Genomic DNA, 24308 nt, shown 5'->3' on the forward strand with positions numbered 1-24308 from the left:
AAGGCTTGCGGCGGCTGGCGGTTCGTGGGGAAAGGTCCCGCTCAGACCACGCTCAGCCAGTGGGCGTACTTGGGATTGCGGCCGTTGACGATGTCGAAGAAGGCCGACTGGATCTTCTCGGTGATGGGGCCGCGGCTGCCGCTGCCCAGTTCGATGCGGTCCAGCTCGCGGATCGGGGTCACTTCAGCGGCGGTGCCGGTGAAGAAGGCCTCGTCCGAAATGTAGACCTCGTCGCGGGTGATGCGCTTCTCGACCAGCTTCAGGCCCAGGTCCTCGCAGATCGCGAAGATGGTGTTGCGGGTGATGCCGTTGAGCGCGCCCGCCGACAGGTCCGGCGTGTAGACCACGCCGTTCTTGATGATGAAGAGGTTCTCGCCCGCGCCTTCGGAGACGAAGCCCGACGCGTCCAGCAGCAGCGCCTCGTCGTAGCCGTCCTCGGTCGCTTCCATGTTGGCCAGGATCGAGTTGGTGTAGTTCGACACCGTCTTGGCCTGCGTCATCGTGATGTTGACGTGGTGGCGGGTGTAGCTGCTGGTCTTGACGCGGATGCCGCGCTTGAGGCCTTCCTCGCCCAGGTAGGCGCCCCAGGCCCAGGCGGCGACCATCAGATGGATCTTGTTGCCCTTGGGGCTGACGCCCAGCTTCTCGCTGCCGATCCAGGTCAGCGGACGCAGGTAGCAACTGGCCAGGTTGTTCTCGCGGACGACCGCCTTCTGCGCGGCCTCGACCTGCTCGATCGTGAACGGGATCTTCATGCGCAGGATCTTGGCGCTGTTGAACAGGCGCTCGGTGTGCTCGCGCAGCCGGAAGATCGCGGTGCCCTTGTCGGTCTGGTACGCGCGCACGCCTTCGAAGGCGCCACAGCCGTAGTGCAGGGTGTGGGTGAGCACATGGATCTTGGCGTCGCGCCAGTCCACCAGCTCGCCGTCCATCCAGATCTTGCCGTCGCGATCGTCCAGGGACATGGGTCTTCCTTTTGCGGCCGCGAATGGGCCGGGTGCTGCGAAGTCGGGGATTTTATGCGGCCGGGATGTCGGCGGGGGCGGCCGATTCGGGCGCCTGGGCGCGGATCAGCGTCCATCGCGTGACCACGCTGTTCTCCAGGACCACGTCTACCGCGTCGCCGCCGGTGTCGGTCCAGCGGTAGGTGTGCTCCCCGGCCTTCACGCCCAGCGACTTGCACATCCGGATCAGGTCGATCAGCTTCATCCCGGCGTGCAGCTTCGAGTTCAGCATGATCGCGCTGGAGACGTGGCCCAGCGGCGACTTCTGGGCTGTGCGCATGACGCGCATCAGCTGCGAGAACTGCAGCAGCAGATAGAAGATGACGGCCGACGTGCCCAGGATGGCGCCCTTCCAGCCGAAGTAGTAGGTGCCGACGACGATGGCGGCAATGGCGAGAAGGATGCCGACGAGGCGGTTCATGCGGGGGAACTCCGAAGGGGGTGAGGCTGAACCCGCGATTGTCGTCGGGCCGCCGCCGGGACGGGTGTGGCGATTGCGGATGCCGCCATCGCCGATCCCGGCCCCTGCGCCGTCACAGCCCGCGCAGGATCTCGATGGCGTCCTCGATGCGGGCCACCGGGTGGACGGTCAGGCCGTCGATCGGCTTCTTCGGCGCGTTGGCCTGCGGCACGACTGCGATCGAGAAGCCCAGCTTGGCGGCTTCCTTCAGCCGCTCCTGACCGCGCGGCGCGGGACGGACCTCGCCGGCCAGACCGACTTCCCCGAAGGCGAAGAAGCCCTTGGGCAGCGGCTTGCCGCGCAGCGAGCTCTGGATCGCGAGCAGCACGGCCAGGTCGGCCGCCGGCTCGCTGATGCGCACGCCGCCGACGGCGTTGACGAAGACGTCCTGGTCCATCGTCGCCACGCCGGCGTGCCGGTGCAGCACCGCCAGCAGCATCGCGAGACGGTCGCGCTCCAGGCCCACCGAGAGCCGGCGCGGGCTGGGCCCGCCGCCGTCGACCAGCGCCTGCAGCTCCACCAGCAGCGGCCGCGTGCCTTCCAGCGTGACCAGCACGCAGGAGCCGGGCACCGGCTCGCCGTGCGTGGACAGGAAGATCGCGCTCGGATTGGTGACGCCCTTCAGGCCCTTCTCGGTCATCGCGAAGACGCCGATCTCGTTGACCGCGCCGAAGCGGTTCTTGATCGCGCGGACCAGGCGGTAGCTGCTGTGGGTGTCGCCCTCGAAGTAGAGGACGGTGTCGACGATGTGCTCCAGCACGCGCGGCCCGGCCAGCGCGCCTTCCTTGGTCACGTGGCCGACCAGCACCATCGCGCAGCCGCCGGACTTGGCGGTGCGGGTCAGCTGCGCGGCGCATTCGCGGACCTGCGCGACAGAACCGGGCGCGGAGGACAGCTGCTCGGAGTACATCGTCTGGATGGAGTCGATGACGCAGAAGTCGGGCTGTTCCACCTCGATGGTGGCGAGGATCTTCTCCAGGCCGATCTCGGCCAGCACGCGCACCTGCGAGCCGTCCAGGCCCAGGCGACGGGAACGCATCGCGACCTGCGCGCCCGATTCCTCGCCGGTGACGTAGAGGACCTTCATCTGGCGGGACAGCGCGTCCACCGCCTGCAGCAGCAGCGTCGACTTGCCGATGCCCGGATCGCCGCCGATCAGCACCACGCCGCCGGTGACGATGCCGCCGCCCAGCACGCGGTCCAGTTCCTCCAGCGAGGTCGGGGTGCGCTCGAAGTCGCGGGCCTCGATCTCGGACAGGGTCGCGACGGGCTGGCTGCGGGCCAGCGCCTGGAAGCGGTTCTTGCCCGCGGCGGGTTCGGCGGCGGTCTCGACGAGGGTGTTCCAGGCACTGCAGGACGGGCAGCGGCCCAGCCACTTGGCGCTGGTGGCGCCGCATTCGGAGCAGACGTAGTGGGATTTCTGGGTGGCCATGGGCCGATTGTCGTCGCCGGTCCGACCCGCTCGCGGCAGGAGTCGCTCAGGAGCCGCTCAGGAGCCTCCTGTGACGACTACTTCACCCGGACCAGTTGCCACGCGTGCGGCAGCGAATCGGCGGTGGGGATCCAGTGATCGATGGCGGCGCCCAGCAGCACGCCCACCAGCAGCAGACCCAGCGCCGGTCCCCAGGTGCGCCGGACCGCGCATCGCCACCAGCCTTCTTCGCTCAGGCGCCGCCAGGCCATGCCGCCGGCGATGCTGGCGAGGGCCACCTCCACCGACACCGCGAGCAGCACTTCCACGCCGAACAGTCCGAAGACGCAGAAGCCGAGCGCCGCGCCGATCGCCAGGATCAGCGCGATGGGCACGGCGATGACCAGGCCCTCATCGAGCCCGCCGACCGCGTCGCCGGCCGAGCCCAGCGCGTCGCCGGCTGTGGACAGGTTCGACGGACAAGCTGTGGAAAAGGGTGTGGGCAAGTCGGTGGACAAGGATGTGGATGCGCTTGTGGAGAAGTCTCCGGAAGCCCCGCCGCCACCGAAATCGCCGCCTCCGCCGCTGCGGAACGGCACAGGGGGACGTCCGCGTCCCAGGTTGCCGGCGAGTTGGGCGCCGAAGTCCAACAGCTCCGGCATCCCGTCCAGCGGCGATCCGTCGTGACGCAGCAGCGCCCGCGCCCACACGCGCAGCAGGCCCAGGTAGAGCAGGTAGCTGGCCGGCAGCAGCAGTGCGTAGCGCCAGGCCAGCGCCTCCACCCCCATCGCCCGCAGCCCCGCGCCGCCCAGCATCAGCGCGCCGAGCATCAGCATCGCGATGACGAAGACATGCAACCGGAGCAGGAACCGGCTGCGCAGCTGGCGCTTCAGGTCCTCGACCCAGCGCAGCCGCGCGTGCTGGCGCTGGGCAAACGACGGGGGCTTCGAGGCGTGGTGGGCGCGATGGGCGTGCGACATGGGCGGTGGCGGAGCGTGCGTGTGGCACGTCGTCCCAGGATAGCGGGCGAGGGTCAGTCCACCGTTGCGGAACGCCCGATCCCGCCCATCGGAGAACGCGAACGAGCGCCTGCGCGATGACCGCGCGCCGATCGTGAAACACTATCTGAACAGCCCGGCCTATTGACCGCGGGAGCCCTCACATGCAGACCAACGACCGATGACCTTGCCTCACATCGCCCGCGTTGCGGGACGGTTCAAGAGAATCCGGGCCGTCTTCTCGGAATCGTTCGCCAATGCGCGTCCGTACACGACGTCCTACGACTGGTTTTCGGAGAGCGAGGTGGCTAGCCTCGACCGGGCGACGGTCGTCGACGCGGCCGGGCACGTCGACGACCAATCTTGGCTGGATCTGGACATGCCGGCCTATCTCAGGCGCATCGGCCGGCTGGCCAGCCTCCATGCCCGCCAGGCGACTTATCGGCGGCTCAGGCGGGGGAGACGCGCCAGGCGTTGTGGCCCATCTGCTGCAGGAGCATCCTCCCGCCGAAATCGCCGCATTGATCGAACCCGCCCGACCGATCCGGGAGGCCTTGCGCTGCGCCGGTGACGACATCACGCCGCATCTGTTCCACGGCACCAGGATCGCCACGCTGGGCTGAGCGCCTGTGGCTGGCACCCTGGGTGCTGGGTCTCGTCTGGACTTTGCAGTGGCTGTTCGCCTGGCCCGCGACCCTCGGGATCGGTGCGACGCTGGCCTACGTCGGCCTTGTGGGCTTCGTCCAGATCCGGTTGTTTCCGCGCCTTCAGGAGTGGAAGAGACTGCGTGCCGGACTGCTGCTCACCCTGGCTGCGGCCCGGTCGCTGGGGGAACTCGGCGTCGCTTGCAGAGGCCGTCTGTACGGGGCGCTGACCGACGATCTGGCCGAGATCGGCCGGCTCGACGCCGTGATCTCGGGGCGCCTCTATGACCGTTTCGCCGCGATCGCGGAGTATGCCAACCTGTTCGCGATGAGCGAGTACACGACGCTGCGCAGGTCGCTGGAACGGTTCGAAGCGGCCCTGCCGTCGCTGTGCCGGGTTTATGAGCAGGTGGCGGAATGCGAAGCGGACATCTGCTTCCTGGAGCATGCGCTCGCCACAGACCAGATCTGCGTGGCCAAGCTGGCGGCGGAAGGCGATGTCGTCTTCACCGATCTGAAGAATCCGCTCTTCGACGACTGTCAGCCGCTCAGCCTCAGGATGGATGACAAGAGCCTGCTGCTCAGCGGGCAGAACGGCATCGGGAAAAGCACGCTGCTACGCGCCATCGGCATCAATCTGCTGGTCGCACGCGCCTTCGGCGTCTGTTACGCCACCCACGCGCGGGTGCCTGAGGTGATCGTCTGGGTGAGCATCGAGAACAAGGATTCGATTGAGAACAGCCAGAGCCTCTACATGGCCGAGCTGCTGCGCGCAGAAACCCTGGTCAAGGCCGCCGAGGCCGCCGGAAAAGGAGCCTTCTTCATCATCGACGAGATCTTTCGCGGCACCAACAACATCGAATCCGTGGCGGCCGCGGCGGCGGTGCTGCAGCACCTGGCCGCGCATGCGCGGGTCGTCGTCACCTCCCACAATCTCGCGCTGGGCAAGATCCTGCGGCGGCGCTATCGGTCGCTCCATCTGGCTCGGACGCAAGGAAAGGGGCTGATCCTTGAAGACGGGTTGCTGCCCGACACCAACGGGATCGCGCTCATGGGCCGATACGACTTTCCGCCGTCCGTCCTTCGGGAGGCAGACCGGGTGCGGACCTGGTATTCCGAGTACGTACTTCAGCCTGCCGACTTCCCTCTGGAAGAAGGCTCGGGCAGTGACCCGACCCATAGCCCGCCGAATGTCAGCGCGGCATTCACCAGCAGCAGCTCCAACCCCATCCGGTAGTCCCCGAAGAGGGTGGCCTGGTGGGCGTCCACGACCCAGCACAGCGCCGGCGCCGCCAGCGCGACCCACGGCAGGACGCCCGCGCGCAAGGTCCGCGTCGTCAGGATGCCGAAGGCGAACAGTCCCAGCAGCGGCCCGTAGGTGTAGCCCGCCAGCTTGAGGATCAGGGAGACCATGCTCGGGTCGTCGAGCCAGCGGAATCCCAGCGTCAGCAGCAGGAACAACCCCGCGTAGCCGAGGTGCACCGCCTTGCGGATGCGGCGCTGGCGGGCCTCGTCCCAGCCGCGGCGTTCCTGCAGGCCGATCAGGTCGATGCAGGTGCTGGAGGTGAGCGCGGTGATGGCACCGTCGGCGCTCGGGAACAGCGCCGAGATCAGCGCGACCACGAAGATCAGCTGCACCCAGGCCGGGAGGTGCCCCATGACGACGGCGGGGAACAGCCGGTCGCCATGGGCGTTGATGCCCTGCTGCTGCGCATACATCGTCAGCAGTCCGCCGAGGAACAAGAACAGCAGCACGACGACGGTCATGATGGCTGCCATCACCATCATGTTCTTCTGCGCGTCGGCCAGGCGCTTGACCGAGATGTTCTTCTGCATCATCTCCTGGTCCAGGCCCGTCATCGCGACGGCGATGGCCGCGCCGGCGAGCAGCTGCTTGGCCCAGTGCGAGGCGCTCATCGGGTCGGTGACGAAGACGTCGGCGAGGCCGGCCGATCGCATCGCCTGCCAGCCGGAAGCGAGGTCCAGGCCCATCGCGTGGAGCAGGAACACCACGCAGATCACCAGGCCGCCCAGCATGCCGGTGGTCTGCAGGGTGTCGGTCCAGACGATGGTCTTGACGCCGCCCTCGAGCGTGTAGAGCAGGATCATCACGAGCACCAGCAGCGCGCTGAGCCAGAACGGCATGCCGAACTGGGCCAGCACCAGGTCCTGCAGGATGCGCACGACGAGGTAGAGCCGGGCGGTGGCGCCGAGCGTGCGGGACAGGATGAAGAAGCCGGCGCCGGTGCGGTGCGCGGCGACGCCCAGGCGGGTGCCGAGGTAGCGGTAGATGGAGCTGAGGTTGAGCCGGTAGTAGAGCGGCAGCAGCACGAAGGCGACGACCGCGTAGCCGGCGAACTGGCCCAGCATGATCTGGAAGTAGCCGAACGCGCCGGCGCCGACGGAGCCCGGCACGCTGATGAAGGTCACGCCGGAGAGCGAGGTGCCGATCATCCCGAAGGCGACCAGCCCCCAGTGGCTGTTGCGGTTGCCGATGAAGAAGCTGTCGTTGTCCGCGCGGCGCGAGGTCCACCAGGCCACCGCCAGCAGCAGCGAGAAGTAGGCGATGACGACGACGAGCAGGACGGTGGCGGACATGGCGCGGAATTATTGGAGCGCCGCCCCGGGGGCGGCATTCCGAATGTGGCAGCAGGCATAACCCGTCTATTCCCTGACCTTCGCCGTCGCGGAGGGCAACGTGCTACAACTCGGCTCCTTCGAAGGAGTCGATCATGGAGTTGTCAGTCTGGCTGGGGTTTTTCGCGGCCTCCTGGGCCATCAGCCTGTCCCCGGGCGCCGGTGCCATCGCGGCGATGAGCGCCGGGCTGAATCACGGCTTCCAGCGCGGCTACTTCATGACGATGGGCCTGATCCTGGGCATCCTGACGCAGATCGTGGTGGTCGGCGCCGGGCTGGGCGCGCTGATCGCGGCGTCCGAACAGGCCTTCGCGGTGGTCAAGTGGGCGGGCGTGGCCTACCTCGTGTACCTCGGCATCCAGCAATGGCGCTCGCCGGCCAAGCCGCTGGTGGCGGAGCAGGCTGAAGGCAAGCAGGTCTCGCGGCGTGACCTGGTCCTGCGCGGCTGGGGCATCAACGCGGTGAACCCCAAGGGCACGGTCTTCCTGCTGGCCGTGGTGCCGCAGTTCCTGAACCTGCATCACAGCCTGCCCCAGCAGTACGCGGTGATCGGCGCGACGCTGGCCTTCACCGACGCCGTCGTGATGGCCGGCTACACGCTGCTGGCGGCGCGCGTGCTGCGTGCGCTGCGCTCGGAATCTCACCTGAAGGCGATGAACCGGATCTTCGGCTCGCTGTTCGTCGGTGCCGGCGCGTTGCTGGCCACCTTCAAGAAGGCGGCCGACTGAGTCGCCAGACCGGAGCGCCGCAGTCCGGCTTCTCCTGAGCGACCCGCCGAAGCGGTCGCTTCCCACCAAAGGCCGCCCCCACAGGGCGGCCTCGTCGTTTCCACCGGCCCGCTGAATGCGTCCTTGCGCGAGCGGCCGGTACAGATCGTTGCCGCACATCATGTCCACCGTTTCCGACCGCTGGTTGTTCTGGGGCCCGACGCTGATCTGGGCCAGCACGTGGCACGTGATCCTGTACCAGCTCGCTTCGGGCGTGCCGATCCTGAACTCGGTCGGCTGGCGCTTCGGTCTGGCGGCGCTGATGCTGGCGGGTTTCGCGCGCTGGCAGAAGCTGTCGCTGACGCTGCCCTGGTCGGCGCACGGGCTGATGCTGGCGACCGGCATCGTCCAGTACAGCGGCAACTACTTCTCCGTCTACGAGGCCGAGCGCCACATCCCGAGCGGGCTGGTGGCGGTGCTGTTCTGCCTGATGGTGTTCGGCAACGCGCTGACGGGGCGGATCTTCTTCGCCCAGCGCGTGACGGGCCGCTTCCTGGCGGCGTCCGCGGGTGCGGTGGCGGGGGTGGTGATGATCTTCTGGCCGGAGATCGCCTCGACCGGCGCCCGCCCGACGGCGGCCTATGGTCTGGCGATCGGCCTGGCCGCTGTCATCGCCGCGGTGATCGGCAACGTGCTGACGCTGACCTTGACCCGCCGCGGCCTGGCGCTGGTGCCGGTGCTGGCGTGGAGCATGGGTTACGGCGCGGTCTTCCTGCTGGCCGCCTCGGTGGCGACGGGGCAGGGCCTGAACTTCGCGTGGACGCCGTCGTACGTGTTCAGCCTGCTCTACCTGGCGGTGTTCGGCTCGGTGTTCGCCTTCGTCCTGTACTTCAAGCTGGCGCAGCGCCAGGGCACGGCGCGCGCCGCGCTGACCGGCGTGGTCATCCCGGTGATCGCGCTGGGGATCTCGGCGATCTTCGAAGGCTGGCGGCCGACGATGCTGGCGCTCGCCGGCATGGTGCTGTGCCTGGGCAGCATCTACGTGGCGACGCGGCCACAGCGGTGAGCGGATGCCCTCGAACGGTTCGAAGTTCGTTCTGACGCCTCGTTGATGGTTCCCCGCTGAAGCGGGAACCGGGACCAGGTCTTGCGGAATCGCAAGGTCGCCCATTTCGTTCGATCACAGGCTTCGTCTTTGATGACGGAGCGGCAGTGGCGCATTTCCGTCGTTAACCAACTAGGTTAATATTCGATGGAAAAACACAAGGCCCATTACTCGCTGAGCACGGTCAAGCAGCTGACATCCGAAGGCCGCATTCGGGCAACGCTTTCAGCCTCTCTCGGCGCCGAGGCCCTGGGCTTCGACCACGAACAGATGTCCGGCGTGGTCCTGGCGCTGGGCCAGGGCGACTTCTACAAGAGCATGACTACGTATCACGACCATCGCGCGTGGCAAGACGTCTATCGGCCGACAACGAATCGAGGGCGCGTCTATCTCAAGCTCAGCGTCGTCGAGGAGGTTGTGCTCATCTCATTCAAGGAGTTGTGAAATGAAATGTCCGGCCTGCGGATTCGCGAAGACAGTGCGCGACACCCGAGACATTGAGCATGTCTACAAGGGCGTGTCGACGACCATTCCTGCGGTCACCGGAGACTTCTGCCCATCGTGCGACGAAGTCACGATGGACATGGATGAGTCTGGCCGCGTCATGCGGGCGGTGCGCGCATTCTCCAAGCAGGTGAACGCGTCACAAGTCGACCCGTCTTTCATCGCGGAGGTCCGCAAGAGGCTTGCGCTGGATCAGCGCGAGGCCGGGGAAATCTTCGGTGGCGGCGTGAACGCCTTCTCCCGTTACGAGACCGGCAAGACGCAGCCGCCATTGGCGTTGATCAAACTGCTGAGGCTGCTCGACCGGCACCCCGATCTGCTGGAGGAGATCAGGGCTTGATCGTGTCGGTAGCGCGCCGCCGACGCGCGGCGAATCCGATCGCGGCCACGCCGGCCAGCATCAGCGCATAGGTCGACGGTTCCGGCACCGCTGCGGTGATCTCGGTGATCGACACGAGGCGTCCGGCGCCGCTGATGCTGACGCTGCTGTACAGACCGTCGACTGACGCCGTCGCATCCCGCCATTGCAGGCCGACGCATTGCAGGCAGTTCGTTCCTTGCTGCAACATGCCCAGGAAGTAGGCGAGCGGCTCGCGGTCGTCGTAGTTGTCGACGGTGCCGCCGGCAAAGGGAGCGTTCCAGGTCAGCGATACCAGGTTCTGGAAGCCGGCACCGGACGGGTCCAGCCAGAGTTCCGAACTCGTCAGGCTCCAGAAATCGGTGGACCGGATCACCTGCTGGTTGCCGACCAAGGAATGCACGCTGCGTGTCCTCAATGCCGAGGTGAAGACCTGGTGCGTCACGCCCGCGGCGCCATCGAAAGGATTCGACGAAGCCGACGGCAGGGCGGGGACCTGGGACGCCTGGGCATCAGTTGTCACCCAGTTGGCATACCGCTCGGTTGCCGACCAGGCGTCGTAGCTGCGACCAGAACCCGGCTCGGTGGACTGGCTGTGCAAGGTGGTGAAATTCGTGCGCCCCGGAGTCGCGCCGACCTCGAAAGTGAAGCTCATCGAGAACGGCTGGTCCCGGACGTCCAGGTCCTTCACGAAGCCCTCGCAGAAGGTGGACTCCTCTGGGCAATCCACCGTCTTCTGACCGAAGCGCAGGCTGCCCTCGAAATCGACCTTGTAGGTCGCCGCCATCGCCATCTGGCTGAGACCGGCGCTCAGCGCGACGGCCATCCACTGCTTCTTCATGAGTTTCTCTCCCTCGGGTCTTGAACGATCCGCGTGCGGCGACTTGAGCCGTCAGGCCGTCTTGCGCCGCCGCGCGGCAAAGCCGATCGCAGCCACGCCGGCCAGCATCAGCGCATAGGTCGACGGCTCCGGCACCGCCGCGGCGGTCTCGGTGATCGAGACGATGCGGCCGAACCCTGTCAGCGAGGTGGCGCCGGTCACGCCGTCGGCGCGGGCGTAGCTGTTCGACAAGTTCACGGTAAGGCAGCCTGCACAACCACCGAGGCGGTTCATCAGGTCCAGGAAGTAGGCGTCCGACGTGACGTCATAGGCGTTGGCCACGGTGCCCGCGAAAGACGGGGACTTGGCCGGGCTGATGCTGAAACTGTCCTGTGAGTGGGACCCGTCGGCGTTGGTCCAGATCACCGCGTGGTGCAACGAAAAGATTTCCTCGCTCCGGAGGGTCTCGCCGGTGTCCGTCCACGCGTGCACGGAGCGGAGGCGGCGCGCGACGGTGTTGACGTCGAGCTGCGCGCCCGTCCGATTCACCGGATCGGACGTGGCGACAGGAAGCGTCGGGACTTGAGCGTCCGCCGGATCGTGGGTCAGGAAGTTGGCATAACGCTGCGATGCCGTCATCCAGTCGTAGGCACGTCCGGCGCCGTCCTTCCCTTGCGAAGAGCTGGTGACGAAAGGCAGCCGGCCCGGCGACACGCCGTATTCGAACGAGAACGACTGCGAGAACGCGATCGGGGTGCCCAGCGTCGTCGTCGTGCCGACGCAGGACCAGTCCATCGGCGCGCAATCGGTCGACTGGCTCTGCAAGGTGTAGAACCCCTCGAAGGTCACCGTGACGGTCGCCATCGCGACCGGGCTCAGCATTGCGCCCATCAGGGCGGCCATCCAGCGGATCGTCATCGTTTCCCTCTTCCTCGAGATGTCGTGAATCGTGGCGAGCCAAGGCTCAACCGGCTTGGCGCCGACGCGCGGCGAATCCGATCGCGGCTACGCCGGCCAGCATCAGCGCGTAAGTGGACGGCTCCGGCACTGCGGAGGCGGTGTCGACGACCGAGATGAGGCGTCCGACGCCAGTCAGTCTGACGCTCGTGACTGATTGGTCATTGGCCCAATAGGCATCGCCCCAGTCGAGGCGGACGCATGTCGTGCAGTTCATTGAACTGGATAGCATCCGGAGGAAGTAGTCTGGCGATTCGACGTCGGCATAGTTAGCGAGAGAACCGGCAAAGGGCCCGTCCCACATTAGATAGAGATGGTTTTGGAACAGCGATCCATCGTTGCCGATCCAGGACACAGTGTTGCCTACCATCCATCCCTCGCCGGATCCTCGGGCGATGCCGGTGTCAGCCCAGGCTGTACCTCCCCGGGATCGGTAGGCACCGTTCCAGACCTCGATCGAGGTTCCGACGGCGCCGTCCAGCGGGTTCGTCGTTGCTGATGGCAGTGCCGGCACCTGCGAGTCCGTCAGGTCATGCGTCCTCCAGAGCGCGTGGTACTGAGTGGCGTTCATCACCTCGACGGGGCGCTTGGTGCGGCCATCGATGTATGTGTGCGACGAACTCGTGAAGGTCGTGTCTCCAGGCATCGCGCCGAACGCGAAGGTGATCGACTGGGTGACCGGCATATTCCTCAAACCGAGGTCGGTCACTTGCCCGCCGCTCGGGCAGGAGAGCGACGGAGTCGGACACACAGCCTTCTCCGAGGCGGTGAAGTAGCCCTCAAACGTCAAGGTGATATCCGCCATCGCGACCTGGCACAGACCTGCGCCCAGCGCGACGGCCATCCATTGCTTCTTCATGGGTCGTCCCTCCCGTTGTGCTCGACCGGCGCGATGCGCCTTGTTTTTTCAGGCCGTCTTGCGCCGCCGTGCGGCCACGCCGATCGCGGCCACGCCGGCCAGCATCAGCGCGTAGGTCGACGGTTCCGGAACGGTCGAGGCGCCGAGTTGCCGGACGCTGAAGCCGCCGATCGAGCCGTGGAACAGGTAGTCGCTGGAGGTGCCGCCGTCTCGGACGCTTGCCGTGGCGATCACCGTCTGCGTGCAGCCCTGGCACCAGAAGTCCTGGTTCATGCGCGCAATGAAATCGCTCACCGAGATCGCCTCGGACAGGTTCTGCTGGGTCACCGCGAACGGCATCGCCTGCATGAACTGGAACATCAGGCCCACGGTCTGCCCGCCCGCGGTCGTCCAGCCGACGCTCTCGTTGGCGCCCCACAGGTCCGCGCGGGACTCTCCGCCGACCGCGTCGAGGTAGGTGCTGATGTCTCGGGTGTGGAAGGTGGCGACGTAACTGCCGGCGAGCGTGGCCGGCGCAGTGAGTTGCGCGTGCGCCAGGACACCGGCCGGGATCAGCGCGCCGGAGATCGGCTCGTTGCTCGTCAAGCTGCCCATCGCCTGGTCGCCCAGTTCGTAGCGCATGGGGCGGCCGTACCAGTCGACGGCGGGCTCGAAGACGCCCGTACCAATGCCGGTGCTCATCCCCGGGCCGCCCACCTCGAACACGAAGGAACGGGTGAAGGTGATCGGCGCCACGGGCGACAGATCCTGCCGCGATTCGCAGACGATCTTTTCCCAATCCTGACAGCCGACGGTGGACTGCATCCTCGTCAGCGTGCCGGTGAACGTGGCTTCGAAGCGCTCCGCGCGCGCCGGCAACGCGGCCATGCTCGCAATGGCCGCCAGGGCGAGCGTCAGCCCGCCGATCTTCTTGTTCATGGAGTTCCTTCCCTCTCGGGTCGGATTCTCTCCATGTCAGATTTGCAAAGCGCCGGCGCACCCCTCGAATGGAGGGGCGCGCAACGCCGATGACACGCCCGGTTACTTCACCCAGCCGATCTCGACCGCGGTCACCGGCCCGATCACCGTCTCGCCCAGGTTCGAGGGCATCCGCAGTTCGCCCTCCCGGACCGGGATGCGGCCGGCCATCAGTTCGGCCGCCGTCTGCGGGTAGCGGGGCTCCTGGCGGGGCGCCGCAAAGCCCTCGGGGAACGACGGGGCCAAGGTCGCCCGGTCGTACTTGTCGGTCGCGCCGAAGGTGTGCAGCGCCTCATGCGCGATGACGACCTCGTTCTGCGCCTGCTGCGATGTCATCGCGAACAGGTGCACCAGGCCGATCCGGCCCTTTTCCAGCCCGATCGAATGCGGCAGCGCGCCGGCGAAGTCCGGCGGGTGGTACATCAGGAAGAGTTTGACGTCCGGCACGGGCGAGCTCGGCGGCGTCTCGCGCCAGGCCCACCAGCGCATCCGCAGGCTCCACGAGATCGCCGACAGCGGTCCGGCGTCGCGCGGCACCGTCGGCGGCGCGACGCGGACGCGGCTGCCCAGCACGATGCGCATCGGCTGCGACAGCGCGACGCCGTAGCGCGCCGCCTCCTGCCGGAAATACGGCTCCAGGTCCGCGAAGGCGGCGGCGTCCAGCCGCGCCAGGTAGAGATCCGTCACCGGATCGCCCGACGCGTTGATCGGATACAGCGTCACGACCTGCGGCCGCTTCCAGGACTGGGCCTGCCAGCGGCCGACCAGCGTGGTGAGCGCCACCGTCAACAGGATCCCGAGCAGGATCAGGATCCGCAATGCCTTGAACATGTCCTCTCCCTCATCGATCGTCCGGCCCCGGCCGGCTCAGTCGCCCCGGACCTTTCCGCGCCCGGCCTTGATGTCGCCGCGCTGGCTCTTGGCCTCCAGGCGGCGCTTCTGCGACCCGTAGGTCGGCTTCGTCGCCCGGCGCGCCTTCGGCGTGTGCGCCACGCTCTGCGCGAGTGCGATCAGCCGGGCGACCGCATCGGCGCGGTTCTGCTCCTGGCTGCGTGATTCCTGGGCCTTGATCACCACGACGCCCTCGGCCGTGATCCGCTGGTCGCTGAGCGCCAGCAGGCGTTCCTTGATCAGCGCCGGCAGCGTCGAGCGCCGGATGTCGAAACGCAGGTGCACCGCGCTGCTGACCTTGTTGACGTTCTGGCCGCCGGGGCCGCTGGCCCGGATCGCGGAGATCTCGAGCTCCCAGTCGGCCGGCGTCCAGTCCAGGTGCATGACGCCGACGCAGGCAGCCGCGCGCCGGGCCTCAGCCCAGCGTCTCGACGTGCACCGGCACGCGTTTGGTCACGGCGCACATCAGCTCGTAGCCGATCGTGCCGGCCGAGCGGGCCACCTCGTCGATCGGCAGCACCGCGCCGTGCGGGCCCTGGCCCCAGAGCGTGACCTCGCTGCCGACGCCTTCGTTCGGATGGTCGGTCAGGTCGACCGCCAGCATGTCCATCGACACGCGCCCGATCGTCGCGCTGCGCTTGCCGCCGACCAGCACCGGCGTGCCGTGCACCGCATGGCGCGGATAGCCGTCCGCGTACCCGCAGGCCACCGTGCCGATGCGCATCGCGCGCTGCGCCACGAAGCTGCTGCCGTAGCCGACGCTGTCGCCTTCCTTCAGCTGCTGCACCGCCAGCACCTTGGCCCGCAGCGTCATCGTGGGCTTCAGATCCCAGTGGGTGATGTCGTGCTCCGGGAAGTCCGGGGCGCTGCCGTAGGTCATGATCCCCGAGCGCACCCAGTCGGCCCGCACCTCCGCGTCCTGGCTGTGGCGCAGGATCGCCGCGCTGTTGCTCAGCGTGCGCGAACCCGGCAGGTCGGCCGTCGCCTCCTTGAAGACGGCGGTCTGGTGCTCGATGCCGCGCGGGCCGTCGGCATCCGAGAAATGCGTCATCAGCGAGATCTCGTCCACCTGCGGCAGCGCGTTCAGCCGCGTCCAGGCGCCGCGGAACGCGCTCGGCGTGAAGCCCAGCCGGTTCATGCCGCTGTTGAGCTTGAGGAACACCCGGTGCGGCTCGTGCGTCTTGTGCATGGCCAGCCAGTCGACCTGCTGCTCGTGATGCACCGCGTGCCAGAGCTTCAGCCGCGAGCAGAGTTCCAGGTCGCGCGATTCGAAGCAGCCTTCCAGCAGCAGGATCGGTCCGCGCCAGCCGAGGTCGCGCACGCGCTGGGCCTCGTCCAGGTCCAGCAGCGCGAAGCCGTCGGCGCTGCGCAGCGCGTCGAACGCCCGCTCGATGCCGTGGCCGTAGGCGTTGGCCTTCACGACCGCGAATACCTGCGCGTCGGGCGCGCAGGCACGGGCGCGGGCGATGTTGTGGGCCAGGGCGGGCTGGTGGACGAGGGCTTCGATCGGACGCGGCATGGGCCCCCATTGTGCCGCGCATGAAGGGGTTCACGCCCCTCCGCGGTGCGGAGGGGAGGGCGCCATGGGGTCGGAAAAGCGGTGCGGAATAGCACAGAGACACTGTCCCGTGAAGCGCTGTTACGAAAACGAGCGCGTGCTATAAACCCGCCGCAGCGCTGCCCTTTCCCCACCCCGTGGACCCAGCGTGTTCACCGCAGTTCCAGGTATGCCGGGTCGATGAAAAAGGCTTCTACACCATCATGTCAGCGCAGTTCTTCAGCTCGCTGGCTGATAACGCGCTGTTCGTGGCCGCCGTTGAACTGCTCCGCACCAGCGGCGCCGCCGAGTGGCAGCGCGCCGCGCTGGTGCCCATGTTCGCGCTGTTCTACGTGGTGCTCGCGCCCTTCGTGGGCGCCTTCGCGGACGCGGTGCCCAAAGGCAAGGTCATGTTCATCTCCAACACCATCAAGGTGCTGGGATGCCTGAGCATGCTGGTGGGGGTGCACCCGCTGATCGCCTACGCGATCGTCGGCCTCGGCGCCGCCGCCTACTCGCCGGCCAAGTACGGCATCCTGACCGAGCTCCTGCCGCCGTCGCAGCTGGTGAAGGCGAACGGCTGGATCGAGGGGCTGACCATCGCCTCCATCATCCTGGGCGCCGTGTTCGGCGGACAGCTGATCGGCGACCGGGCCTCGGCCTGGCTGCTGGCCATCGACATCCCCGGCATCGACACCGGCATCGATACCGCGCCGCAGGCGGCCATCGCCTTCATGGTGGTGCTGTACTTCATCGCGGCGCTCTTCAACCTGCGCATCCCGCGCACCGATTCGCCGCTGCAGCCGATCTCGCACAACGCGACCGACCTGGTGCGCGAGTTCGCCGCCTGCAACTCGCGGCTGTGGCAGGACAAGCTGGGCCAGATCTCGCTGGGCATGACGACGCTGTTCTGGGGCGTGTCCGGCAACATGCGCTACATCGTCTTCGCCTGGGCCGCCGCGGCGCTGAGCTACGGCACGACGCAGGCGTCGGCGCTGGCCGGCGTGGTGGCGATCGGCACGGCCGTCGGCGCGATCGTCGCCTCCGCCGTCGTGCGCCTGGACAAGGCCACCAGCGTCATCCCGCTGGGCATCGGCCTGGGCCTGCTGATGCTGGTGCTGAACTTCATCAACAACCTCTGGGTCGCGATCCCGTTCCTGATCCTGCTGGGCGGCATCGGCGGCTACCTGGTCGTGCCGATGAACGCGCTGCTGCAGCATCGCGGCCACAACCTGATGGGCGCGGGCCGGTCGATCGCCGTGCAGAACTTCAACGAGCAGGCCTGCATCCTGGGCCTGGGCGCGCTGTACACGATGCTGACCCGCTTCGGCACCTCGGCCTTCGGCTCGATCACCATCCTGGGCCTGCTGGTGGCGGGCACGATGTGGGTGGTCGGCCGCTGGCACGAGCACAACAAGCGCGAGCATCCCGAGGAGCTCGAGCGGCTCCTGGCGATCGCGCGCAGCGACAAGCACTGAGCGGAAGCTGGCGCTGAAGCGACGACGGCCCCTCGCGGGGCCGTCTTCCTTTGGGGTGCTCTTTCTGACTGCCGAGGCCGCTGGCAGTACCGAAGCCCTCAGCGCCGCGCGCGTCCCCGCCCCGTCGGCGGCGCCGCCACGACGATGCCGCCGGTGGTCAGCACCTGGTCGATGTGCTCCGACCAGGCGCGCCCGATCTTCAGGCAGCCGCTGTGGTTGAGGTGGATCTCGTTGTGCCAGTCGCCGCTGATGCCGCTGGCGCCCGGCGTCGCCGCAGCCAGGGGCACGGCGGTCGAATCGAACACGAACAGCCCCGGGAACTGCTCCTTGTCCGCCATCAGCGTCTTCAGCAGCTGGGCCAGGTGCATCACCATCAGGCGGCTGACGGCCGCCCAGTCGGCGGACGGGATCGCATAGGCCTTGAGCGCCGGATACAGCCACGGGCCGTGGCCGGCGTCTTCCGCGCCGGCCGGCCGCGGCATCGGCACCGCGTAGCAGTGGATGAAGATCGGCTTACCCGCGGACGGCCCCTGGTCGCGCAGCGTCAGCAGGTGGCGCAGGTTGGCCTTCAGGTAGTCGGCGTACGTCGCCCAGCCGGGCTCCGAGAAGTAGCGGCCGACGCCCGCGGACGGAGGGCCCCATTCGGTCTGGTTGCGCAGCAGGCGCAGATGCAGCGGCACTTCCACGCCGTCGAGCTGCGTGGGCGTCTGCGCCGCCTTGATCAGGTCGTTGCCGCCGACGGAGAGCAGGATGCCGTCCCAGACCTGGGCGTCCGGCGCGGTGAGCAGCCGGACGAAGTCGGGGGAAGACGCCAGTTCCACCACCTTGGACAGGCTTTCGCGCTGCCCGGCGCAATTGATCGCGACGGTGGGTTTGGTCAGCACCAGTTCCTGGAGCAGGTTCGCGTGCGCGCTGAGCTTGGCCTGGGCGGTCGAGAACCAGGAGTCTCCCTGGGCGAGCAGACGCCAGTGGTAGCTCGGCAGGTCGGGCCCGGGCTTGGACTGCAGATCCTCGGGGGCGAAACAGGCCAGGTGATCCAAGAAGCTCTCCCTACTTTGGTGGACGGGTCACACGCGACAGGGTAGGCCGCGTGCATGACAGGCGCACGGCGCCCCGATTGGAGGTCAGGGTCAGTCCTTGCGCCATGCTACAAACCCTGGGCATTGTTGGCCGGTCCGCAGGCCGGATCCAAGCCCTGTCGGGGGGACTGTTGCACAAGCCCCACCCCTTGTGCGCATCTGTCGCGCCGCTGTCCCTTCGTCTGTCACTCCGTCTGTCCCCCAGTTTCCGAATGCCGATCCTCGCCCTGATGCTCAATGCCACCATCTGGGGGCTGTCCTGGTGGCCGTTCCGCCAGTTCGAGGGGGCCGGCATGCACCCCTTGTGGACGACGGTGATCCTGTACGTCCTGTCCCTCATCGTGGTGCTGGCCAGCCAGCGCGGCGCGATGGCGGAATGGCTGCGCTCCCCCGGCCTGTGGGTGGTGACGCTGGCCGCCGGGATGACCAACACTGCGTTCAACTGGGGCGTGTCGACCGGCGACGTGGTCCGGGTGGTGCTCCTGTTCTATCTCATGCCGCTCTGGGCGGTGCTGCTGGCGCGGCTGGTCCTGGGCGAGCCGCTGACGGTGTCGGCCGGTCTGCGGATCGCCCTGGCGCTGGGCGGCGCGCTGGCGGTGCTGGCGCCAGCGGACGGCGGCTGGCCGCTGCCGTCCAGCCTGCCGGATGTCCTCGGACTGGTCGGCGGCATGACCTTCGCGTTCAACAACGTGATGCTGCGCCGCGAAGCCGCCCGCAGCCCCGGCGCTCGGGCGCTGGCGATGTTCGCCGGCGGCGTGATGGTGGCAGGCCTGTCCGCCGCGGCCATGGCCGGGCAGGGCCTGGCGCCGTGGCCCTCGCTGCCGGGCGCGGCCTGGCTGTTGCCGCTGGCGGGGATGGCGCTGTTGTTCTTCGTCTCCAACCTGTCGCTGCAATACGGGGCGGCGCGCCTGCCGGCCAACGTCACGGCGGTGGTCATGCTGACGGAGGTGCCGGTCGCGGCCGCCTCGGCGCTGCTGCTGGGCGGCGGCACCCTGGACGGAAAAACTGCCGCCGGCGGTGCAGCGATCCTGGCTGCGGCGATGCTGGCGGCCCTGGAGCGGCGTCGCGTCTGATCCCTTGCGCCGCGCTAGGATGCACCCCGGTCCACCCGGACCGTCACGAGGATGACGAGGAGGTCCCCCATGAGCGCCAATGGCAAGACTGCTTTTGACTTCGACGCCGTCAGCATCGCTGGCGAACCGGTCGCGCTGTCGGAGTACCGCGGCCGTGTGCTGCTGGTCGTCAACACCGCCAGCGAGTGCGGCTTCACGCCGCAGTTCAAGGGTCTCGAGGACCTGTGGCGCGACTTCCAGGCGCGCGGGCTGGTGGTCGTCGGTTTCCCCAGCAACGAGTTCGGCGGCCAGGACCCCGGCAGCAACGAGGAGATCTCGTCGTTCTGCCAGCTGAACTACGGCGTGAGCTTCCCGATGATGGCCAAGGTCAAGGTCAACGGCGGGGAGGCGCATCCGCTGTGGCAATGGCTCAAGGGCGAGAAGCCCGGCATCCTGGGCACCCAGGCGATCAAGTGGAACTTCACCAAGTTCCTGATCGGCCGCGACGGGCAGGTGCTGAAGCGTTTCGCGCCGAACGATGCCCCGGCCTCGATCCGCGGCGAGATCGAGGCGGCGCTGGCCGAATGACGCTCATGGCCGGACGTCGATCCGGCCGTAGCGCAGACGCAGCCGGCCCTCGGCCTGCGCGGCGCGCAGCAGCTGATTGACGGTCTGCCGCGACAGGTGGGCGAGTTGCGCCAGTTCCGCCTGCGTCGCCCGCAGGGACCGCCAACCTTCGGTGTCCGGTGGCGCGGCCCGTTCCTCGGCCAGTTGACGCAACGCCACCCCGAAGCGCTCCGACGCGCTCAGGTGCCGTGCGGCCTCCAGCAGCCGGAGGTTGCCTTCGAAGCGTTCGGCGAACTCCCGCATCAAGGCCCGGGCGAAACCTGGCCATTCGTCCATCAGGACACGGTACGCGGGCTCCCCGATGACCCGCACGCGGCTGTCCGACACGGCCGCCGCCTCGTAACGCGAGGGCTTGCCGGTGATGAAGGCCGCGAGCCCGAACAGCCGCGGCGCCCGCACGTGCTCCAGCACTGACATCCGGCCGTCGAGCGCGGCGAAACGGGCCTCGATCTCGCCGTCCTCGACCATGTAGAAGGCCGTCGGCGTCTGACCCTGGGCGAAGAGCACCCGGCCCGCCGGGAGCCGGCGCGCGGGCATCAGCGCCTCGACGCGCAGGCCGGGCGCGGAAGGCAGCGCCAGGCCCGGGAAGTTCGCGCAAAGGGCCTGGACGGCGGTCAGGGGCGATGGGGGCGAGGGCGGCACGGCGTGCGGTGAGAGTTTGTCGGATGCCCGACATTCTGGCGGGACCGGCGGGCCTAGAGTCTCCGTCCATGGAAGACACACTCGGGCGCATCGCCCACCACTTCACCCGGTTTGCCGAGACCGACGGCGCGGACGACCCGCTGTACCAGGCGCTGGCCACGGTCATCGCCGCCGATCCGGCGCTCATGGCCTTGCTGCTCGAGGCGCCGCCGACGCAGCGCAAGCCGGTGCTGCTGCTGGCCGCGCTGCACGACCGGATCCTGGCCGGTGCGCCGCACCCGCTCGCCGCGTACTACGCGAGCGTCGGTGGCCTGCGGGCCCCGGACGGCGAGCTGGGCGCGCAGCTCCGGGACTTCGTGCGGCGGGAGGACGCGGCGCTGCGTGCACTGATCCGCACGCGCACGACGCAGACCAACGAGACCGGCCGCTGCGCCGTGCTCAGGCCCGCGTTGCAGGCGCTCGCGTCGCGTCTCGGCGGCACCGGCGCCCAACCGGTCGAGCTGGCCCTGTTCGAGTTCGGCTGCAGTGCGGGCCTGATCCTGGGTGTCGATCGCTACGCCTACGACGATGGCGTCGAGACGGCGCCCGGTGAACGCCCGGATGCGCCGTTGATCTCCACCACCTGGCGTGGCGAGCGCCCAGCCGGACTGCTCGGTGCGCCGCGCTGGCGGGCAGGCCGGCGCATGGGCGTCGATCTGCAGCCCATCGCGCCTGCCGACGACGTGGCCGCCCGCTGGTTGCGCGCCTGCCTCTGGCCGGGCGACGCCGCGCGTCGGGTGCGGCTGGACCGGGCGTTGGACGACGCCCGGCGGCATCCGGTGCCGCTGCTGCGGACGGAGGACGGGCTGGCGGACCTCGAGCGCTGGATGGACGAGCTGCCTGCCGGCGTCACGCCGGTCATCTTCAACGTCTGGGTACTGGCCTATTTCGACGCCGCGTCATTCCACGCGCATGTCGAGCGCATCGGTCGGCTGGTGCGCGATCGCGGGCTGGTCTGGATCAGCGGCGAGGTCGGCAAGCTGGCGCCGATGGCCTCGCCGCCGGACTGCCCGGCCGGCGAATCGCCCGGCAGCGGCACGCTGTGGACGCTGCAATGGCGCGACGGTGGAGAGGTGCGCACGGACGCGCTGGCCTGGTCGCATCCGCACGGACGGTGGATCGAGTGGCTGGACGCCGGCCATGCCCGCTCAGCGTGAGGCCCCCGACGCCGGACTTGCCGACGTGCCGGGGACGAGCTTCAACTCGTTGACGACCAACTCCACGTCGTCGATCTGCTTCACCAACGCCTCGAGTGCGGACGCCTCATCGGCGCTGCGCACGCAGCCCTGCAGCCAGATCCAGCGCCGCTGGCCGAGCGCCCAGACGCTGGTCGTCGCATCGAACCGGCCGTCGGCGGCGACGGCTTTCTGCACGCGCGGCATGATCTCCTTGTCGTAGAGATAGGCGTTGGGCAGCCGGCAGCGGCCGCTCTGGAAGCAGCTGGTACCGCGCTCGATGCGGCCATGCGCCTGTGCCCTGGCTTCGGTCTCGCTCATCAGCGGTCCTGGCGGGGCCGGACACTCGGACGGCGGGATCGCCGAGCTCAGCTGCATGAAGGGATCATCGAAGACGTTGCGGCGCGCTTCCTCGGCGACGGTCGCCGCGGGCAGCACCGCGTGCAGGATCAGCGCGATCCGTGCGCAGACGCACAGGCGATGGGCGATTGGCGGCGGTCGTCGCATGGCCGGGAGCTTGCCCCATCGCTTTCGAGCCTTCAAGCGGGCTGCCTTGATGGCTAGGATGGCCCGTCGCCCCCCACAAGAACGCCTGGAGACTCCGAAGATGACCGCCCCGATGTCTGCCTCCTCCTCCTTCCCCCGGTTGCGCCGCGCGGCGCTGGCCCTGGCCGCGATGACCGCCCTCGGCGCGCAGGCGCAGACGGTGCCCGAGCTCCACGCCCTCGCCGCCAAGGAACAGCCGGCGTTGATGAAGACGCTGCAGCAACTGGTCGAGATCGAGTCCGGCAGCTCCGACCGCCAGGGCCTGGACCGCATCGCCGGTGTCATCGCGCAGCGGCTGCGCGAGCTCGGCGGCCAGGTGCAGCTGATCGATCCGGACAAGACCATCGCCTCGCCGACGTCGGACGCGGGCGACGGCCCCGCCAAGGTCGGCCAGATCGTGCAGGCGTCGTTCAAGGGCGGCAACGCCAACGGCAAGCGCGTGATGCTGATCGCGCACATGGACACCGTCTACCAGCGCGGCGGCCTGAAGCAGCAGCCCTTCCGCATCGACGGCAACCACGCCTACGGCCTGGGCATCGCCGACGACAAGCAGGGCGTCGCCACCATCCTCCATGCGCTGGCCCTGCTGAAGTCGGTCGGTTTCAAGGACTATGCCGAGATCACCGTGCTGATCAACGGCGACGAGGAGATCGGTTCGCCCGGCTCGAACGCGTTGATCACCAAGCTCGGCGGCGAGCATGACGCGGTGCTGTCCTTCGAGGGCGGCGGCGGTCCGACCACGCCGGACACGATCCGACTGGCCACCAGCGGCATCGCCTCGGTCGACCTGAAGGTCAAGGGGCGCTCGTCGCATGCGGGCGCGGCGCCGGAGAAGGGCATCAATGCGCTGACCGAGCTGTCGCATCAGATCCTGCAGACGCGCGATCTCTCCGATCCCAAGCGTGGTCTGCACCTGAACTGGACGATGTCCAAGGCGGGCTCGGTCCGCAACGCGATTCCGGAGCGCGCCGAGGCGCAAGGAGATGCGCGCGCGGACCGATTCGCCGACTTCGACGCCCTGGAAGCCGAGCTGCGCAAGCGCATCCAGAACAAGCTGGTCCCGGACGCGGAAGTGACGCTGAGCTTCAACCGGGGACGCCCGCCGCTGGCGGCGACCGACGCGTCGCGCGCGCTGGCCGCGAAGGTCAAGGCGCTGGCCGACGAACAGAAGCTGGAGCTGGTCGTGCGCGACCGCCCGACCGGCGGCGGCACCGACGCCGCCTATGCGTCCCTGGCGACCAAGGCGCCAGTGATCGAGGGCCTGGGCGTCCGCGGATTCGGCGCGCACAGCAGCGACAGCGAATACGTGGTCGTCGACGCCATCGCACCGAAGCTGGTGCTCGTCACGCGCGTGGTGATGGCGATCGGCAGCGGCAAGGCGCTCTGATCAGGCCTTCGGGTACAGGACCATCTGCGTGCAGCGGAACAGCGCGATCGTCTTGCCGTTGTGCGTGACGGTCGCATCCCAGACCTGGGTCGTGCGGCCCATGTGGACGGCGGTGGCGAGGCACTCGATGACGCCGTCGCGCGCGGTGCCCAGGTGGTTGGACTTGAGTTCGACCGTGGTGAAGTTCTGTGCGCCGTCGGGCAGCGACGAGATGCAGCCGTAGCCGCAGCAGGTGTCGGCCAGCGTGACGACGCTGCCGGCGTGCAGGTAGCCGTTGGGGGCCATCACCTGCTGGGTGACCGGCAGGCGCGCGAAGACGCGGCCCTTCTCGACCTCGACGATCTCGATGCCCATGTGGCCGGGCAGGCAGGCGGCGCCGCGCGCGTTGAAGTCCGTGATCATGTGATTCTGTCGTGCGGGTAATGCGAAGCCGG

General features: G+C 68.4%; 26 protein-coding genes and 1 pseudogene. 11 read left to right on the forward strand and 16 right to left on the reverse strand.

Annotated features, from left to right (window positions below; all coding sequences use genetic code 11):
- Positions 1–41: 41 nt before the first annotated feature.
- From ACQ859_RS03475 to ACQ859_RS03490, 4 genes are all read right to left on the reverse strand, one after another.
- On the reverse strand, positions 42–965 hold the full coding sequence (locus tag ACQ859_RS03475) for a branched-chain amino acid transaminase (protein WP_431264607.1): 924 nt from the start codon (positions 963–965) through the stop codon (positions 42–44).
- A 52-nt stretch (positions 966–1017) separates the two neighbouring features.
- Entirely contained in the window at positions 1018–1425 is a 408-nt protein-coding gene (locus tag ACQ859_RS03480) for a hypothetical protein (protein ID WP_431264608.1), read from the reverse strand.
- 112 nt (positions 1426–1537) lie between these two features.
- Positions 1538–2896 (reverse strand): DNA repair protein RadA, encoded by a 1359-nt coding sequence (gene radA, locus ACQ859_RS03485; protein WP_431259771.1) that lies wholly within the window; start codon positions 2894–2896, stop codon positions 1538–1540.
- Positions 2897–2973: 77 nt separating this feature from the next.
- Positions 2974–3855: a hypothetical protein gene (locus ACQ859_RS03490; protein ID WP_431264609.1), complete on the reverse strand. Its 882-nt coding sequence runs from the start codon at positions 3853–3855 to the stop codon at positions 2974–2976.
- A gap of 494 nt (positions 3856–4349) precedes the next feature.
- Between ACQ859_RS03490 and ACQ859_RS03495 the strand changes: the two genes are divergently transcribed.
- Together ACQ859_RS03495 and ACQ859_RS03500 are read left to right on the forward strand one after the other, a co-directional pair.
- Entirely contained in the window at positions 4350–4496 is a 147-nt protein-coding gene (locus ACQ859_RS03495) for a hypothetical protein (RefSeq protein WP_431264610.1), read from the forward strand.
- 22 nt (positions 4497–4518) lie between these two features.
- Positions 4519–5754 carry a MutS-related protein gene (locus tag ACQ859_RS03500; RefSeq protein ID WP_431264611.1) on the forward strand — a complete coding sequence of 412 codons (1236 nt, stop codon included), beginning with the start codon at positions 4519–4521 and terminating at the stop codon, positions 5752–5754.
- Here the strand turns inward: ACQ859_RS03500 and ACQ859_RS03505 are convergent.
- Positions 5646–7115, reverse strand: coding sequence for a sodium:solute symporter (locus ACQ859_RS03505; RefSeq protein WP_431264612.1), 1470 nt, complete (start codon positions 7113–7115; stop codon positions 5646–5648). The genes ACQ859_RS03500 and ACQ859_RS03505 overlap by 109 nt on opposite strands.
- 134 nt (positions 7116–7249) lie before the next feature.
- Between ACQ859_RS03505 and ACQ859_RS03510 the strand changes: the two genes are divergently transcribed.
- The 4 genes from ACQ859_RS03510 (at position 7250) to ACQ859_RS03525 (ending at position 9810) form a co-directional block, all read left to right on the forward strand.
- Positions 7250–7882, forward strand: a complete 633-nt coding sequence (locus ACQ859_RS03510) for a LysE family transporter (RefSeq protein ID WP_431264613.1) — start codon at positions 7250–7252, stop codon at positions 7880–7882.
- Between the two features lie 160 nt (positions 7883–8042).
- Positions 8043–8927, forward strand: a complete 885-nt coding sequence (locus ACQ859_RS03515) for a DMT family transporter (RefSeq protein WP_431264614.1) — start codon at positions 8043–8045, stop codon at positions 8925–8927.
- Between the two features lie 186 nt (positions 8928–9113).
- Complete coding sequence (locus ACQ859_RS03520; protein WP_431264615.1) at positions 9114–9410, forward strand: type II toxin-antitoxin system MqsR family toxin; 297 nt, start codon at positions 9114–9116, stop codon at positions 9408–9410.
- A gap of 1 nt (position 9411) precedes the next feature.
- The gene (locus ACQ859_RS03525; protein ID WP_431264616.1) at positions 9412–9810 is read left to right on the forward strand and encodes a type II TA system antitoxin MqsA family protein; all 399 of its coding nucleotides are present in this window, start codon (positions 9412–9414) and stop codon (positions 9808–9810) included.
- Here the strand turns inward: ACQ859_RS03525 and ACQ859_RS03530 are convergent.
- The 7 genes and pseudogenes from ACQ859_RS03530 to alr form a co-directional block, all read right to left on the reverse strand.
- Positions 9800–10669, reverse strand: coding sequence for a PEP-CTERM sorting domain-containing protein (locus ACQ859_RS03530; RefSeq protein WP_431264617.1), 870 nt, complete (start codon positions 10667–10669; stop codon positions 9800–9802). The two genes, ACQ859_RS03525 and ACQ859_RS03530, sit on opposite strands and share 11 nt — an antisense overlap.
- Positions 10670–10720: 51 nt before the next feature.
- Complete coding sequence (locus ACQ859_RS03535) at positions 10721–11566, reverse strand: PEP-CTERM sorting domain-containing protein (protein WP_431264618.1); 846 nt, start codon at positions 11564–11566, stop codon at positions 10721–10723.
- Positions 11567–11612: 46 nt separating this feature from the next.
- Entirely contained in the window at positions 11613–12464 is an 852-nt protein-coding gene (locus tag ACQ859_RS03540) for a PEP-CTERM sorting domain-containing protein (RefSeq protein WP_431264619.1), read from the reverse strand.
- Between the two features lie 48 nt (positions 12465–12512).
- A pseudogene (locus tag ACQ859_RS03545) lies at positions 12513–12599 on the reverse strand (PEP-CTERM sorting domain-containing protein); the annotation flags it as partial.
- A gap of 885 nt (positions 12600–13484) precedes the next feature.
- Entirely contained in the window at positions 13485–14252 is a 768-nt protein-coding gene (locus tag ACQ859_RS03550) for a hypothetical protein (RefSeq protein ID WP_431264620.1), read from the reverse strand.
- Between the two features lie 36 nt (positions 14253–14288).
- Positions 14289–14696, reverse strand: coding sequence for an alternative ribosome rescue aminoacyl-tRNA hydrolase ArfB (gene arfB, locus ACQ859_RS03555; protein ID WP_088405699.1), 408 nt, complete (start codon positions 14694–14696; stop codon positions 14289–14291).
- Positions 14697–14727: 31 nt separating this feature from the next.
- Positions 14728–15831, reverse strand: a complete 1104-nt coding sequence (gene alr / locus ACQ859_RS03560) for an alanine racemase (RefSeq protein ID WP_431264621.1) — start codon at positions 15829–15831, stop codon at positions 14728–14730.
- Between the two features lie 242 nt (positions 15832–16073).
- On the opposite strand from alr, the gene lplT reads away from it, so the two are divergent.
- Positions 16074–17327: a lysophospholipid transporter LplT gene (gene lplT / locus ACQ859_RS03565; RefSeq protein WP_431264622.1), complete on the forward strand. Its 1254-nt coding sequence runs from the start codon at positions 16074–16076 to the stop codon at positions 17325–17327.
- 98 nt (positions 17328–17425) lie between these two features.
- On the opposite strand, the gene ACQ859_RS03570 is transcribed toward lplT, so the two are convergent.
- Positions 17426–18367: a hypothetical protein gene (locus ACQ859_RS03570; RefSeq protein ID WP_431264623.1), complete on the reverse strand. Its 942-nt coding sequence runs from the start codon at positions 18365–18367 to the stop codon at positions 17426–17428.
- 251 nt (positions 18368–18618) lie between these two features.
- On the opposite strand from ACQ859_RS03570, the gene ACQ859_RS03575 reads away from it, so the two are divergent.
- Together ACQ859_RS03575 and ACQ859_RS03580 are read left to right on the forward strand one after the other, a co-directional pair.
- Positions 18619–19479: an EamA family transporter gene (locus ACQ859_RS03575; protein ID WP_431264624.1), complete on the forward strand. Its 861-nt coding sequence runs from the start codon at positions 18619–18621 to the stop codon at positions 19477–19479.
- 69 nt (positions 19480–19548) lie between these two features.
- Positions 19549–20046, forward strand: coding sequence for a glutathione peroxidase (locus ACQ859_RS03580; protein ID WP_431264625.1), 498 nt, complete (start codon positions 19549–19551; stop codon positions 20044–20046).
- Positions 20047–20049: 3 nt separating this feature from the next.
- Here the strand turns inward: ACQ859_RS03580 and ACQ859_RS03585 are convergent, their stop codons facing one another.
- Positions 20050–20727, reverse strand: a complete 678-nt coding sequence (locus ACQ859_RS03585) for a Crp/Fnr family transcriptional regulator (protein WP_431264626.1) — start codon at positions 20725–20727, stop codon at positions 20050–20052.
- A 68-nt stretch (positions 20728–20795) separates the two neighbouring features.
- Between ACQ859_RS03585 and ACQ859_RS03590 the strand changes: the two genes are divergently transcribed.
- Entirely contained in the window at positions 20796–21923 is a 1128-nt protein-coding gene (locus ACQ859_RS03590; protein ID WP_431264627.1) for a DUF2332 domain-containing protein, read from the forward strand.
- On the opposite strand, the gene ACQ859_RS03595 is transcribed toward ACQ859_RS03590, so the two are convergent.
- Positions 21915–22448 carry a BON domain-containing protein gene (locus ACQ859_RS03595; protein ID WP_431264628.1) on the reverse strand — a complete coding sequence of 178 codons (534 nt, stop codon included), beginning with the start codon at positions 22446–22448 and terminating at the stop codon, positions 21915–21917. The two genes, ACQ859_RS03590 and ACQ859_RS03595, sit on opposite strands and share 9 nt — an antisense overlap.
- Positions 22449–22560: 112 nt before the next feature.
- Between ACQ859_RS03595 and ACQ859_RS03600 the strand changes: the two genes are divergently transcribed.
- Positions 22561–23874 carry a glutamate carboxypeptidase gene (locus ACQ859_RS03600; RefSeq protein ID WP_431264629.1) on the forward strand — a complete coding sequence of 438 codons (1314 nt, stop codon included), beginning with the start codon at positions 22561–22563 and terminating at the stop codon, positions 23872–23874.
- Here ACQ859_RS03600 and ACQ859_RS03605 read toward each other — a convergent pair whose 3' ends face one another.
- On the reverse strand, positions 23875–24276 hold the full coding sequence (locus ACQ859_RS03605) for a PaaI family thioesterase (RefSeq protein WP_421035524.1): 402 nt from the start codon (positions 24274–24276) through the stop codon (positions 23875–23877).
- Between the last annotated feature and the right edge of the window lie 32 nt (positions 24277–24308).

Source organism: Roseateles chitinivorans, from assembly GCF_050632235.1.
Taxonomy (GTDB): domain Bacteria; phylum Pseudomonadota; class Gammaproteobacteria; order Burkholderiales; family Burkholderiaceae_C; genus Roseateles; species Roseateles chitinivorans_A.

Excerpts from the sequence above, each read along its gene's own strand:
- ACQ859_RS03475 (WP_431264607.1), bottom strand. The coding sequence starts at position 965 with ATGTCCCTGGACGATCGCGACGGCAAGATCTGGATGGACGGCGAGCTG.
- ACQ859_RS03480 (WP_431264608.1), bottom strand. The coding sequence starts at position 1,425 with ATGAACCGCCTCGTCGGCATCCTTCTCGCCATTGCCGCCATCGTCGTC.
- radA (WP_431259771.1), bottom strand. The coding sequence starts at position 2,896 with ATGGCCACCCAGAAATCCCACTACGTCTGCTCCGAATGCGGCGCCACC.
- ACQ859_RS03490 (WP_431264609.1), bottom strand. The coding sequence starts at position 3,855 with ATGTCGCACGCCCATCGCGCCCACCACGCCTCGAAGCCCCCGTCGTTT.
- ACQ859_RS03505 (WP_431264612.1), bottom strand. The coding sequence starts at position 7,115 with ATGTCCGCCACCGTCCTGCTCGTCGTCGTCATCGCCTACTTCTCGCTG.
- ACQ859_RS03510 (WP_431264613.1), top strand. The coding sequence starts at position 7,250 with ATGGAGTTGTCAGTCTGGCTGGGGTTTTTCGCGGCCTCCTGGGCCATC.
- ACQ859_RS03515 (WP_431264614.1), top strand. The coding sequence starts at position 8,043 with ATGTCCACCGTTTCCGACCGCTGGTTGTTCTGGGGCCCGACGCTGATC.
- ACQ859_RS03520 (WP_431264615.1), top strand. The coding sequence starts at position 9,114 with ATGGAAAAACACAAGGCCCATTACTCGCTGAGCACGGTCAAGCAGCTG.
- ACQ859_RS03525 (WP_431264616.1), top strand. The coding sequence starts at position 9,412 with ATGAAATGTCCGGCCTGCGGATTCGCGAAGACAGTGCGCGACACCCGA.
- ACQ859_RS03530 (WP_431264617.1), bottom strand. The coding sequence starts at position 10,669 with ATGAAGAAGCAGTGGATGGCCGTCGCGCTGAGCGCCGGTCTCAGCCAG.
- ACQ859_RS03535 (WP_431264618.1), bottom strand. The coding sequence starts at position 11,566 with ATGACGATCCGCTGGATGGCCGCCCTGATGGGCGCAATGCTGAGCCCG.
- ACQ859_RS03540 (WP_431264619.1), bottom strand. The coding sequence starts at position 12,464 with ATGAAGAAGCAATGGATGGCCGTCGCGCTGGGCGCAGGTCTGTGCCAG.
- ACQ859_RS03550 (WP_431264620.1), bottom strand. The coding sequence starts at position 14,252 with ATGTTCAAGGCATTGCGGATCCTGATCCTGCTCGGGATCCTGTTGACG.
- arfB (WP_088405699.1), bottom strand. The coding sequence starts at position 14,696 with ATGCACCTGGACTGGACGCCGGCCGACTGGGAGCTCGAGATCTCCGCG.
- alr (WP_431264621.1), bottom strand. The coding sequence starts at position 15,831 with ATGCCGCGTCCGATCGAAGCCCTCGTCCACCAGCCCGCCCTGGCCCAC.
- lplT (WP_431264622.1), top strand. The coding sequence starts at position 16,074 with ATGTCAGCGCAGTTCTTCAGCTCGCTGGCTGATAACGCGCTGTTCGTG.
- ACQ859_RS03575 (WP_431264624.1), top strand. The coding sequence starts at position 18,619 with ATGCCGATCCTCGCCCTGATGCTCAATGCCACCATCTGGGGGCTGTCC.
- ACQ859_RS03580 (WP_431264625.1), top strand. The coding sequence starts at position 19,549 with ATGAGCGCCAATGGCAAGACTGCTTTTGACTTCGACGCCGTCAGCATC.
- ACQ859_RS03590 (WP_431264627.1), top strand. The coding sequence starts at position 20,796 with ATGGAAGACACACTCGGGCGCATCGCCCACCACTTCACCCGGTTTGCC.
- ACQ859_RS03595 (WP_431264628.1), bottom strand. The coding sequence starts at position 22,448 with ATGCGACGACCGCCGCCAATCGCCCATCGCCTGTGCGTCTGCGCACGG.
- ACQ859_RS03600 (WP_431264629.1), top strand. The coding sequence starts at position 22,561 with ATGTCTGCCTCCTCCTCCTTCCCCCGGTTGCGCCGCGCGGCGCTGGCC.
- ACQ859_RS03605 (WP_421035524.1), bottom strand. The coding sequence starts at position 24,276 with ATGATCACGGACTTCAACGCGCGCGGCGCCGCCTGCCTGCCCGGCCAC.